This window comes from Geodermatophilus normandii (genome assembly GCF_003182485.1).
In the GTDB taxonomy this organism is placed as follows: domain Bacteria; phylum Actinomycetota; class Actinomycetes; order Mycobacteriales; family Geodermatophilaceae; genus Geodermatophilus; species Geodermatophilus normandii.
Genome location: NZ_QGTX01000001.1, coordinates 3,270,046 through 3,282,317, shown reverse-complemented (window position 1 = coordinate 3,282,317; position 12,272 = coordinate 3,270,046). Strand labels below are relative to the sequence as shown.

13 protein-coding genes are annotated in these 12,272 nt (G+C 74.6%); 7 read left to right on the top strand and 6 right to left on the bottom strand.

Annotated elements, in window-relative coordinates; genetic code table 11:
* Positions 1-59 precede the first annotated feature (59 nt).
* From JD79_RS15970 to JD79_RS15950, 5 genes are read left to right on the top strand one after another with little or no spacing between them, the layout of a single operon-like run.
* Complete coding sequence (locus JD79_RS15970; protein WP_110006330.1) at positions 60-995, top strand: DUF5715 family protein; 936 nt, start codon at positions 60-62, stop codon at positions 993-995.
* Positions 995-2,569 carry an asparagine synthetase B family protein gene (locus tag JD79_RS15965; RefSeq protein WP_110006329.1) on the top strand — a complete coding sequence of 525 codons (1,575 nt, stop codon included), beginning with the start codon at positions 995-997 and terminating at the stop codon, positions 2,567-2,569. Before JD79_RS15970 ends, JD79_RS15965 begins: the two co-directional genes overlap by 1 nt.
* Positions 2,570-2,573: 4 nt before the next feature.
* Positions 2,574-2,855: a YciI-like protein gene (locus JD79_RS15960; protein WP_110006328.1), complete on the top strand. Its 282-nt coding sequence runs from the start codon at positions 2,574-2,576 to the stop codon at positions 2,853-2,855.
* Positions 2,852-3,322, top strand: coding sequence for a heme-degrading domain-containing protein (locus tag JD79_RS15955; protein ID WP_110006327.1), 471 nt, complete (start codon positions 2,852-2,854; stop codon positions 3,320-3,322). Before JD79_RS15960 ends, JD79_RS15955 begins: the two co-directional genes overlap by 4 nt.
* Positions 3,323-3,327: 5 nt before the next feature.
* Positions 3,328-4,635 carry a D-arabinono-1,4-lactone oxidase gene (locus JD79_RS15950; RefSeq protein WP_245900143.1) on the top strand — a complete coding sequence of 436 codons (1,308 nt, stop codon included), beginning with the start codon at positions 3,328-3,330 and terminating at the stop codon, positions 4,633-4,635.
* A gap of 4 nt (positions 4,636-4,639) precedes the next feature.
* Here JD79_RS15950 and JD79_RS15945 read toward each other — a convergent pair whose 3' ends face one another.
* The 6 genes from JD79_RS15945 to JD79_RS15920 form a co-directional block, all read right to left on the bottom strand.
* Positions 4,640-5,815 (bottom strand): RNA polymerase sigma factor, encoded by a 1,176-nt coding sequence (locus tag JD79_RS15945; protein ID WP_110006326.1) that lies wholly within the window; start codon positions 5,813-5,815, stop codon positions 4,640-4,642.
* 69 nt (positions 5,816-5,884) lie between these two features.
* Complete coding sequence (locus JD79_RS15940) at positions 5,885-6,226, bottom strand: YciI family protein (RefSeq protein ID WP_110006325.1); 342 nt, start codon at positions 6,224-6,226, stop codon at positions 5,885-5,887.
* 101 nt (positions 6,227-6,327) lie between these two features.
* Entirely contained in the window at positions 6,328-7,257 is a 930-nt protein-coding gene (locus JD79_RS15935) for an ABC transporter permease (RefSeq protein WP_110006324.1), read from the bottom strand.
* A complete protein-coding gene (locus JD79_RS15930) occupies positions 7,254-8,339 on the bottom strand; it encodes an ABC transporter permease (protein WP_110006323.1) in 1,086 nt (361 codons plus the stop codon). The genes JD79_RS15935 and JD79_RS15930 overlap by 4 nt, the downstream gene beginning before the upstream one ends.
* Positions 8,336-9,886: an ABC transporter ATP-binding protein gene (locus JD79_RS15925; RefSeq protein WP_110007766.1), complete on the bottom strand. Its 1,551-nt coding sequence runs from the start codon at positions 9,884-9,886 to the stop codon at positions 8,336-8,338. The genes JD79_RS15930 and JD79_RS15925 overlap by 4 nt, the downstream gene beginning before the upstream one ends.
* Positions 9,887-9,948: 62 nt before the next feature.
* Positions 9,949-10,977 carry a BMP family protein gene (locus JD79_RS15920; RefSeq protein WP_146220466.1) on the bottom strand — a complete coding sequence of 343 codons (1,029 nt, stop codon included), beginning with the start codon at positions 10,975-10,977 and terminating at the stop codon, positions 9,949-9,951.
* A 345-nt stretch (positions 10,978-11,322) separates the two neighbouring features.
* Between JD79_RS15920 and JD79_RS15915 the strand changes: the two genes are divergently transcribed.
* Entirely contained in the window at positions 11,323-11,661 is a 339-nt protein-coding gene (locus JD79_RS15915; RefSeq protein WP_281270321.1) for a WhiB family transcriptional regulator, read from the top strand.
* A 191-nt stretch (positions 11,662-11,852) separates the two neighbouring features.
* Positions 11,853-12,269, top strand: coding sequence for a PaaI family thioesterase (locus tag JD79_RS15905; protein ID WP_110006321.1), 417 nt, complete (start codon positions 11,853-11,855; stop codon positions 12,267-12,269).
* Positions 12,270-12,272 lie beyond the last annotated feature (3 nt).

The window sequence follows — 12,272 nt, the reverse complement described above, 5'->3', positions numbered from 1 at the left end:
GCGGCCGGCGCGGACGGGGAGCCTGGTCCCGGCCCCGCTCCCTTCGTAGAGTCCCCCCGGTGGAGCAGCCGCGGACCGGCCCGGGTCACCCGGGTGCCGCCGAGCAGGAGCGCAGCGGCACGGCGACGGCTAGCGCACCGCCGCCGGACCTGGCCGGCTACCGCCGCGCGGTCGACGAGGTCGTGCGGTACCTCCACGGCGGGGCGGCCCCCGGTCCGGCGGCGGCACCGGTCCTCGACCGCGCCGCCGGCATCCCCGAGCTGCGGGCGGTCCTCGACCGCGTCCCGGGCGGCGCCGACGTCGCGCTCGAGCGGATCGCGCGCCAGCTCGCGGGCTTCCTGCCCAACCCGCGGTCCAACGCCGCGACCCCGGCGACCCTGCTCCGGATCGGCCTGCTGCAGCAGATCGACGTCGCGTGGTGGGGATCGGTGACGCCCTTCGCCGACGACGACGCCGTCCGGCGGTCCCCGCAGCTGACGGCGCTGGCGCCGCTGCGGCGGCAGCGGCGGCTCGCCTTCCGCTACCGGATCGGCACCACCGCCCTCCCCGGCCGCGCCCGCAACTACGCCGTCCGCCGGTGGGCGCCCGACCACGAGCCCCGGTCCTCGGGGCTCAGCTACCCGCTCGCCCGGCCGGCGATGGTCTCGCTGCTCAACGAGGTGGCCGGCCGGTTCGCGGCGGCCGCCCGGCCCTGGCGCGGGACGATGTGGGTGAACTGCATCGTGCGCAGCACCGCCGTCCAGCAGCGGCTGCAGCAGCTCGGCTACTCGGCACTGCTCCCGAGCGCGCACTGCACCGGACACGCCGCCGACGTCGAGATGGCCTGGCTGCGCCGGCACGGCGTGGCCCCGGCCCTGGAGGACGTGCTGACCGCCTACCGCGACGAGGGAGTGCTCAACGTGATCGACGAGGGCCAGGCCTGGCACGTCTGTCTCGCGCCGGCGCACGCCGGCCGGTACGCGAGCGCGGCCCCGGCCGCCCCCGGGACCGCCTGATGTGCGGGATCGCGGTGGTGCTCGGGCCGGGCGCCGGGACGCAGGGGGCGCTGTTCGACGGCATGCTCGACGCGATCTCACCGCGCGGGGAGGTCGACGAGGTGCTCCGCGCCGACGACGCCCTGCTCGGCACCGCCCGGCTGCGCATCGTCGACCGCGAGCACGCCGTGCAGCCGTGGACCTCCGCGGACGGGCGGTGGGCCCTGTGCTTCAACGGGGAGGTCTTCAACCACGGCGCGCTGCGCGACCGGCTGCACGCCGAGGGCCGGGCCACCCGGTCGGAGGGCGACACCGAGGTGGTCCTCGAGACCGTCCTCGCCTGGGGTGAGGAGGCGCTGCTGGCGATGCGCGGCGAGTTCGCCTTCGCCCTGGTCGAGCGGGACACCCAGCGGGTGTTCCTGGCCCGTGACCCGGTGGGGGTCAAGCCGCTGTACTGGGCCCTGGCCGGGGGCCGGCTGCACGTCGCGTCGGAGGTCAAGGCCCTCGTCCCCCTCGGCGTCGCCGTCTCCGAGGTGCCGCCGGGTCACTGCGGCTGGGCCGATCCCGGCACCCCGCCGGTCCTGCACCCCTACCTCGACCTGTACCGGCTGGGCGAGGACAGCCCGGAGCTGACCGACGTCGAGGAGGCGGCCGAGGCGGTGCGGACGACGCTCACCGACGCCGTGCGCATCCGGGTGGACACCGACCTGCGCGTCGGGGTCGTGCTCTCCGGCGGACTCGACAGCTCCCTGACCCTCCTGCTCGTGCAGCGGCTGCACCCCGACTGCGTGGCCTTCACCGTCGGGGCCGAGGGCAGCGAGGACCTCGCCTACGCGCGGCGGCTGACCGCCGACCTGGGCGTGGAGCACGTCGTGGTCCCCGTCCGGCCCCGCGAGCTGGGGCTGCGCGACGTGCGGGAGGCGATCCGGGTCTCCGAGCTGACCGAGTACGGCGACATCATCAACGCGGTGGTCTCCCAGCGGCTGTTCGCCGCCGTCCACCGGGCCGGCGTGAAGGTGGTGCTCACCGGCGACGGGTCCGACGAGCTGTTCGGCGGCTACGCGATGTACCGCCGGGTGCCCGGGCAGGACGCGCGCCGGCTGTTCCTGCACAAGATCGGCCACCTGAGCCGCACGGAGCTGCAGCGCGTCGACCGCACCTCGATGGGCAACGGCGTCGAGGCGAGGGTGCCCTTCCTCGACGTCGAGATGCTCGACCTGGCGATGCGGATCCCGCAGGAGCTCAAGCACCGCGACGGCTACGAGAAGTGGATCGTGCGCCACGCGTTCGCCGACCTGCTGCCCGACTACGTCCGGGCGCGGCACAAGAACCCGATGTCGCACTCCAGCGGCCTGCACGAGCGCATCCGGCTGTTCCGGCCGCTGTTCCCGCGCCTCTACGCCGCCTACGGGTACGGGTGCGCCGCGCCGCTGCAGCGCGACTTCTCCGAGGTGCTCCGGGAGCACGGCTACGACCTCGACGCAGCCGCGGCCAGCCCCCCGCGGGACCTGACCGTCGCCGAGCACGCCCGCGACCTGGCCGGGGCGCTGCGCTGGAACCTCACCGCGCTCGTGCGCCGTCAGGTGCCAGAGTGACGCCATGTACCTGGTGCTCGAGTACGACCTGGCCGACGACTACCTCGAGCGCCGTGCGGCGCTGCGGGAGGAGCACCTGACCCTCACCCGGGCGGCGCACGAGCGCGGCGAGCTCGTCCTCGCCGGCGCGCTCCCCGACCCCTTCGACCGCGCCCTGCTGGTCTGGACCGCCGACCGGGAGGTGGTGGAGCGCTTCGCCGCGTCCGACCCCTACGTCGTCCAGGGCCTGGTCACGGCGTGGACCGTCCGCCCGTGGAACGTCGTCGTCGGGGGTCAGGCATCGTGAGCGCGGGGTTCCCCACCGTCGCCGAGCTCGCCGCGGAGGAGGACGAGCTGCGGTTCTCCTCGTTCACCAACGACGACGCGTGGGACCTCGGCTCCGCGCTCGTGGCCACCGCCCGCCGGGCCGACGCCCCGGTGGCCGTCGAGATCCGCCGCAACGGGCACCGGCTGTTCTCCGCCGCGCTGACCGGCGCCACCCCGGACAACGCCTCGTGGATCGACCGCAAGGCCCGCGTGGTGCACCGCTTCGGGCACAGCTCGCTGTACGTGCGGCAGTCGTGGGTCGAGCGCGGCACGACGTTCGAGGAGTCCTCGGGACTCGACCCGCAGCGGTACGCCGCGCACGGCGGCGCCTTCCCGGTGCTGGTGCGCGACGTCGGCCCGGTCGGCGTCGTCGTCGTGTCGGGGCTGCCGCAGCTGGAGGACCACCGGATGGTCGTCGCGGCGCTGCGCGCCCACCTCGGGCGCTGAGTAACGTGGCGGCGCCCGTCCCGAGCCGAGGAGTCCCCACGACCACGAACCAGGCCACCCCACTGCGCACCTGGGCCGGCAACCTGACCTACCGCGCCGCCCGGGTGCACCGGCCGCGGACGGTGGCCGAGGTGCAGGACGTCGTCGCGCGCAGCGAGCGGGTCAAGGCCCTCGGCTCGCGGCACTGCTTCAACGACATCGCCGACACCACCGCCGACCACGTCCTCCTGGACGACCTCGACACCGGCATCGAGGTGGCGGAGGCGGCCGACGACGGCACCGGCGTGCTGTGGGTGCCGGCCGGGATGCGCTACGGCGAGCTGGTCCGGGAGCTGGCCGCCTCCCGCCGCGCCCTGCACAACCTGGCGTCGCTGCCGCACATCACCGTCGCCGGCGCCACGGCCACCGGCACGCACGGCTCGGGCAACCGCAACGGCTCGCTGAGCACGTCGGTCGCGGGTCTGGAGCTCGTGCGCTCCGACGGGGAGCTCGCCGTCCTCGGGACAGGCGACGCCGACCTGCCCGGCGCGGTGGTCCACCTCGGGGCGCTCGGCGTCGTCACGCGGGTGGCGCTGCGGTTCCAGCCGACGTTCGACGTCCGCAACACCGTCTACGTCGACATGACCTGGGACCGGCTGTTCGCCGACCTCGACGCCGTCGCCGACGCCGCGTACAGCGTCAGCGTCTTCACCGACTGGCACACGGTGACCTCGGTGTGGGTCAAGTCCCGGCCGGAGGACCCGGCGGTCCCGGAGGACTTCTTCGGCGCCCGCGCGGCGACCGAGCCGACGCACATGCTCCCGGACACCCCGGTGGAGAACCTCACCGAGCAGCTCGGCGTCCCCGGCGAGTGGCACGAGCGGCTCCCGCACTTCCGTGCGGACTTCACGCCGAGCAGGGGCGAGGAGCTGCAGAGCGAGTGGTTCGTGCCCCGCCGGCACGGGCGCGCGGCCTGCGAGGCGCTGCGCGGGCTCGCCGACCGGATCGCGCCGCTGCTGATGGTCAGCGAACTGCGCACCGTGGCCGCCGACGACCTGTGGCTGAGCCCCGCGTCCGGCGGCGACGTCATGGCGCTGCACTTCACGTGGGTGCCCGACCAGGCCGCGGTGACCGCGCTGCTCCCGGACGTCGAGGCGGCGCTGCGCCCCTTCGGTGCCCGGCCGCACTGGGGGAAGCTGTTCACCACCGGCGCCGCCGAGCTCGCCGAGCTCTACCCGCGGATGGCCGACTTCCGGGCGCTGGTGCGCCGGTCCGACCCGCGCGGCGCCTTCCGCAACGACTACCTCGACCGCACCGTCGCGGCCTTCGCCTGAGCCCTCAGCCCAGGGCCCGCAGCCGGGCGTCGAGGAAGGCGCGCTCGGCGGCGTTCTCCGTGAGCAGCAGCGCCTCGGTGTAGGCCTCGCGCGCCTCCCCGACCCGGCCCAGCCGCCGCAGCAGGTCGGCCCGGGCCGCCGGCAGGTAGCCGTAGCCGGCGAGCTGCGGCTCGGCGGCGAGCTCGTCGAGGGCGGCCAGTCCGGCCGCGGCCCCGCGGGCGAAGCCGACGGCGACGGCGCGGTTGAGCGCCACGACCGGGGAGGGCCACAGCCGGGTGAGGACGCCGTAGAGCGCGACGATCTCCGCCCAGTCGGTGTCGTCCCACGACGGCGACTCGGCGTGCACCGCCGCGATCGCGGCCTGCAGCGCGTACCGCGACGGCGGGCGGGCCCGCAGCGCCTCGCGCACCAGCGCGACGCCCTCGTCGATCGCCGGCCGGTCCCAGCGCGTGCGGTCCTGCTCCTCGAGCAGCAGCAGCCGGCCGTCCTCGCCCGTGCGGGTCTCCCGGCGGGCGTCGGTGAGCAGCAGGAGCGCCAGCAGGCCGGCCACCGCGGGGTCCCGGGGCAGCAGGCGGCGCAGCATCCGGGCGAGCTCCACCGAGCGCTCCACCAGGTCGCGGCGGACCAGCTCCTCGCCGGCCGGGGCGGTGTGCCCGGTGGTGAACAGCAGGTGCACGACCGCGAGGACGGCGTCGACCCGCCCGGGCAGCTCGGCGGCCGGCGGCACCCGGTACGGGATCCGGGCGACGGCGATCTTCTTCTTGGCGCGGGTGATCCGCGCGGCCATCGTGGCCGTGGGGACGAGGAAGGCGCGGGCCACCTCGGGAGTGGTCAGGCCGCACACCAGGCGCAGCGTCAGCGCCACCTGGGCGGGGCGGTCCAGCGCCGGGTGGCAGCAGGTCGCCACCAGCCGCAGCCGGTCGTCGGGGTAGCCGTGCGCGTCGTCGACCACCGCCGGCGCCACCTCGTCCTCGACGAGCAGCGGCAGGTACCGGCGCTCGACGCCGGAGTGGCGCAGCACGTTGAGCGCGCGCCGCCGGGCGGCCGTGGTCAGCCAGGCGCCGGGGCGCGCGGGGACGCCGCCGGTGGCCCAGTCGGTCAGCGCCGCGGCGAACGCCTCCTGCACGCACTCCTCGGCGACGTCGAGGTCGCGGGTGACGCGCACCGTCGTGGCGAGCACGAAGGCCCACTCGCGACGGTGCGCGTCGGCGACCGCGGCGGCGACGTCGGCGGTCGTGGCGGGCGCCGGTCAGTCGAAGGTCATGACCGGGCGGACCTCGACGCCGCCGAAGCGGGCCGGCACCGTCCGGGCGACGGCGATGGCGGTGTCGAGGTCCGGCGCGTCGATGACGTAGTAGCCGCCGAGGGCCTCCTTGGTCTCCACGAACGGGCCGTCGGTGACCTCGCCGCCGCGCACGCTGGTGGCGGTCGCCGTCGGCTCGAGCGCCTCGCCACCGAGCAGCTTCGCGCCGTGCTGCTCGACCCCCGCGCTGAAGCGGTCGTGGTCGGCCATGATCTCGCCGTAGACCTCGGGGGTCGCGGTGGCGTACTGGGCCTCGTCCTCGTAGATCAGGACCAGGTACTTCGTCATGGTGCCCTCCCGGGTTCCGGGGGCCCGCCGTCCGAGCCCTCCACCCCTACGACACGCAGCACCGCACCAGATCGACAGGTCGGGCGGAAGACCTCCTGCGGCTAGGTGGTCCGCGACTCCCGGTCGTAGTTGCGACCGAGGAACTCCGGCACCCTGGCCCACCGGAACGCGAACACCATGACCAGCAGCGTCGCCACGTACGGCACCACGAGCAGCACCTGGCTGGGGATGTCGATGCCGGCCACCTCGGCCCGCAGCGCGACGACGTCCATGGCCGCGAAGAACAGGGCGCCGAGGACGATGAACTGCGGGCGCCACCCACCGAAGAAGGTCAGGGCGATCGCCAGCCAGCCGCGGCCACCGACGATGCTGTCGGTGTAGGTCCCGGTGTAGACGAGCGGCAGGTAGGCCCCCGCCACGGCCATGAGTGCTCCTCCGGCGGTGGCGGTCCACAGCCGGTTGCGCACCACGGGGATGCCCAGGCTGTCGGCCGCCTTGGGGTTCTCCCCCACCGAGCGCAGGTCCAGCCCCGCCCGGGTGCGGTACAGGAAGAACCACGCGCCCACGGCCAGCAGGGCCGCCAGGTAGACCAGCACGTTGTGCGAGAACAGCGCGGTGCCCAGGACCGGGATGTCGCTGAGCAGCGGGATCTCCACCCGCGGGAGGGTGTCCACCCGTGGCGTCGTGGCCCCCTGGCCGATCACGATCCGGTACAGCAGCCCCGCCAGCCCGGTGGCGGCGAAGAACAGCGCCAGCCCGACCACGAACTGGTCGAGCCGGAGCACGGTCGTCGCCCACCCGAGAGCGGCACCGAAGACCGCGCCGGTGCCGGCGGCCAGCAGGATGCCGATCGTGGTGCTGCCCGTGCCGTAGCTGACGAGGAAGCCGATGGCGGCCCCGAGGAGCATGACGCCCTCCTGCGACACGCTGAAGACGCCGGTCAGGCCGCCGAGCATCGTGCCGAGCGAGGCGAGCAGGTAGGGGACCATGGCCACCACGGTGAGCTGGGCCAGGGCCGCGAACTCGGTCATGTCACCCTCCGCGCCAGCCGCCCCGCGATCACGTCGGAGAGCAGCAGGAAGATCAGGATCAGGGCCTCGATGATCAGCACCATCTCGGCGGGGACGCCGACGGTGCGCTGCATCGAGCTGGCGCCGACCTCGAGGATCGCGATGCCGAAGGCGACCACGGGCACCCACAGCGCACTTCCCCGGGCGATGAGCCCGATGATGATGCCGAGCAGCAGGAAGTTCGACTGCATGCCCTCGATGGCGCGGCCGTGCACGCCGCCCACCTCGAGCGCGCCCGCCAGTCCCCCGAGCGCGCCGCCGACGACGAGCGCCACCACGGCGACCTTCTCGACCCGGATGCCGTTGATGGCCGCGGCGCGCGGGTTGGCGCCGGCGGCACGCAGCTCGAAGCCCGCGGCCGTGCGCCGCGTGACCACGGTCGTCGCCGCCGCCACGAGGAGCGCGAGCACGATGCCGGCGTGCACCCCCGGCGGGCCGCCCAGCACGGGCAGCTCGGCACCCTCCCCCACCCGCTGCGTGGCGGCCACCCCGGCCGCGGGGTCCGACCACACCTCCGTCGCGGCGTAGTCGAGCACCTGGAAGGACACGAAGTTGAGCAGGACGGTGCTGAGGATCTCGTTGACCCGGAACCGTCCCATCAGGAACGCCGCGATCCCGGCCCACACCGCACCGGAGAGCACGCCGGCGAGGACCACGAGGGGCAGCAGGACGGCGGTGGGCAGGTCGGCGTACACGATCCCCACACCGGCGGCGGCCGTCGCGCCCACGAGGAGCTGACCCTCACCACCGATGTTGAACCGCCCCACCGCGAGCGGGATCGTGAACCCCAGTGCCAGCAGCGTCAGCGGGACCCACTTCGTCAGCGTCTCGGTGAAGCCGAAGCCGGTCCGGAACGACGTGGTGACGATGGTCCGGTACGCCTCGACGACGTCGTAGCCGAGCGCCGCGATGACGACGCCCGAGACCACGAAGGCGAGGACGAGCGCCAGCACGTAGGGCAGGAGGCCGCGCAGCAGGCGGACCGCGGGCCGTTCCGTCGCCGGGGCCGGCGCGTCGGTGTCGGTCAGCACGGGCGCGCTCATGCGTCCTCCCGGACCCCGGCCATCAGGCGGCCGAGCTCGTAGACGTCGTAGTCGCCGCGAACGCGCTCGCCGACGATCTCGCCGGAGTAGAGGACGACCATCCGGTCGGCGAGCAGGCTCAGCTCGTCGAGGTCCTCGGAGACGAGGACGACCGCGCAGCCCCGGTCGCGGGCCTCGTGGACCCGGTCGTAGACGAAGCGGGTGGAGCGCAGGTCCAGACCGCGGGTCGGGTTCTGCAGCACGAGGACCGCGGGCTCCCGGTCGAAGGCGCGGGCGAGCACGAGGCGCTGGATGTTGCCCCCGGAGAGGTTCCCGGCCAGGGCGTCGGGGCCGGGCGTCTTGATGGAGTACCGCTCGATGGTGTCCCTGGCGTGCTCCCGGACGCGTCGCCAGTCGACCAGCCCGGCGCGACGGTTGTCGGCCCGGCGCTGGGCACCCAGGAGCAGGTTGTCGGCCACCGTGCCCGCTCCGAGGATCCCGTCCCGGTGACGGTCCTCGGGCACGTAGGCGACTCCCGTGGCCAGCCAGCGGCGGGTGGGCGCCCCGGCCAGGTCGGTGCCGTCCACGGCCACGCTCCCGGCGCGGACCGGACGCACCCCGGCGAGGACCTCCGCCAGCTCGACCTGCCCGTTGCCGGCCACCCCGGCGACCCCGACCACCTCGCCGGCACGGACCTCCAGGTCCAGCCCGCGCAGCGCAGGGACGCCGTGGTCGTTGTCGGCCGTGACGCCGGAGACGGCCAGCCGGACCCTGCCGGCGTCGGGGCGCCGCTGCCCGGCGGACGGCGCGGCCGGGACCTCCCCGACCGCGCTGACGCCCAGGGCCGCCGCGACCTCGGAGGTCTGCTCCCCGACCAGCTCGCCGACCATGAGCGAGGCCAGCCCGGTGGCGTCGGTCGCCGACCGGGGCACCGTCGCGATCCGCCGGCCGTCGCGCATGACCGAGATCCGGTCGCAGATGGCCAGCACCTCGCGTGCCTTGTGCGAGATGAAGACGACGCTGGTGCCCTCGGCGACGATGCCGCGCAGCGAGGCGAACAGCCCGTCGACCTCCTGCGGCGTGAGGTTGGTCGTCGGCTCGTCCAGGACCAGGACCCGGGCCCCGCGGTAGAGCACCTTGAGGATCTCCACCCGCTGCCGCGCGCCCACCGACAGCCGGTCGGTGCGCGCCCGCGGGTCGACCGCGAGGCCGAAGCGGTCGGAGAGCTCGGTGATCCGCCGCGCCGCGCCGCGCAGCCCGCCGGAGCCGGCGCTGGTCCCGAGCACCACGTTCTCGAGGACGGTGTAGCTCGACACCTGCAGGAGGTGCTGGTGCACCATCCCGATGCCGAGCGCGATGGCGTCGCGCGGTGACCGGATGTGTGCCTCCCGGCCGTCGACGCGGATCTCGCCGGAATCGGCCCGGTACAGGCCGTAGAGGACGTTCATCAGCGTCGTCTTGCCGGCGCCGTTGCCACCGACCAGTCCGTGCACCTCGCCGGTGGCCAGCTCCAGGTCGGCGTCGGTGAGGGCGCGGACGGGCCCGAAGGACTTGCTGATCCCGCTCATCGTGAGCGGACGGTCCCGGCCGGGGGTCGCACCCCCGGCCGGCCCCACCGCGGTGGCGCCGCTCACTCGACCGGGGTCACGTCGCGCTCGACCTCGATCTCGCCGGCCCGCAGCTGCTCGACGGCCTGCTCGACCTGGTCCACCACGGCCTGGTCGACGTTGGTGGGCGGCTGGAGCGAGATGCCCTGCTCGTAGTCCATGCCGAGGTAGCCGCCGGTCTCGCCGTCCTCCACCGAGCTGAGGATCTCGTCGAGCATCGGGGTGAAGTCGTACAGGACCGACGTCAGGTACCGGTCGGGCGCGAGGTTGGACTTGTCGGTGTACTTCGCCGTCATGAGGACACCCGCGGGGGCGTCGACGACGCCCTCGAAGGCCCCGACCGCGCCGAGGTTGAGCGAGGTCAGGATGACGTCGTTGCCGTCGGCGAGCAGCTGGCTGGTGAACTGCTGCGCACGCGTCGGGTCGTTGAAGTCCCCCGTCCACACCGGGGTCAGGGTGGCGGTGGACCCGGTGTCCTCCAGGGCCTGCTCCACCGCGTGCACCTCCGAGTAGGAGAAGGGCAGCGTGACGCCGCCGAGGTAGGCGATCCGCCCGCTCTGGCTGGCACCTGCGGCCAGGATCCCGAGCGGGTAAAAGGCCAGGTGGAAGTTGCGGTCGAGGACCCACACGTTGTCGGGCACGTCGGCGGGCTCGGTGTCCTGCTCGGCGATGAAGACGACCTCCGGAGCCTCCTCGGCGACGGCGACCGTCGCGTCGTAGAACTGGCTGCCGTGGGTCCAGATGACGGTGTAGCCGTCGGCGACGTACTCGCGCAGCACCCGCTCGGCGTCGGGCACCTGGACGCTCTCGGAGTACGTGGTGTCCGCGCCGTGGTCCTCCTCGGCGGCCTGCAGCGCCTGCAGCCCCAGGAAGGTGTAGTCGGCGTCGGTGGTGGTCCCGGAGAAGACGGCGGCGATCCGCGGTGCCGCACCGTCCCCACCTCCGGCGCCGCCACCGCCGCCGCCACCGCCGTCACCGCCGCCGCCGCAGGCGGTGAGGACGAGCAGGGCCGAGGCGGCCAGGGCACTCGCGGTGGATCGGGCAGATCGCATGGGCGGCACATCCCGTCGTGGACCGGCTGGTCGGAGTGCGTGTATCTCAGCGCTGAGATGTCATCCGCACAACACCCCGCGCCGATGCCGTCGTCGAGACGTGGTCCCGCACCGCTCGACACGCGTGTGCCTACCACGGTGCGCCACCCGCGGACCGGCCACGCGGCGCCGGCGACACGCCGCGCCGGAGCAGTCGGCACGAACCGCCAACAGGACGGCGCCGTTTCGGCCACTTAGTGCCCGTGCGCTCGCCGGGGGGCACTCCGTAGCGTCACATACAGCAGTCAGGGCGTACCCGTCCGTCACGGACGGGAGCGCCACCGCCCACCCCCCGAGGAGCTTCCCGTGCTGTCCTCCCACCTCAGCCTGATCACCGAGTCCTCCGCGCTGCCCGTCGTGCCCGAGCCCGACGCGGTCGCGGGCTCGCCGTGGAGCGTCCTCACCGGCGGCGACGCCACCTGGCGGCTGGACGCCCTGTGCGCCGAGACCGACCCCGAGGCCTTCTTCCCGGAGAAGGGCGGCTCGACCCGCGAGGCCAAGCGCGTCTGCTCCGGCTGCGAGGTCCGCAGCGAGTGCCTCGAGTACGCCCTGGCCAACGACGAGCGCTTCGGCATCTGGGGCGGCCTGTCGGAGCGCGAGCGGCGCCGGGTCCGCCTGGCCCGCCGCATGCCGCTCAGCGCCTGAGCCCGGTCCCGAGCCGGCGCCCGGCGCCGGGCCGGCCCGGCGGCTAGGTTCCCTGCGCCGGAGCGTCGTCTGCGAGGAGGCCTGCCGATGGCCGAGGTCGTGCTGTTCCACCACGCGCTCGGGCTGACCCCCGGCGTCACCGCCTTCGCCGACGACCTGCGCGCGGCCGGCCACGCCCGGGAGGGCGGCCGGTGACCGCGCCCGACGTGACGGCCGCCCGGGTGCAGGCCGTCCTCGACATCCCGCTGCACCGGCACCTCGGGATGCAGCTGCGCGACCCCGCCGACCCGCCGGCCGGGATCTGGTTCCCCGTCGACGAGGCCGCGCAGAACCAGGCGGCGCTGCTGCACGGCGGCGTCGTCTACACCTTCCTCGACGTCGCGGCCTTCCTCGCGCTGCTGCCCTCCCTGGGCGACGCCGAGCACGCGGTCACCCACGACCTCACCGCCTCGCTCCTGCGCCCGGTGCCCGCCGGCGCGCGGGTCGAGCTCACCGGCTCGGTCCTGCGCCGCGGCCGGGCGGTGGCGTTCCTGCGGTCCGAGGCGACGGTGGACGGCGTGCTCGTCGCCTCGGCGCAGGTCACGAAGTCGATCGTCCCGGCGGGCTGACCA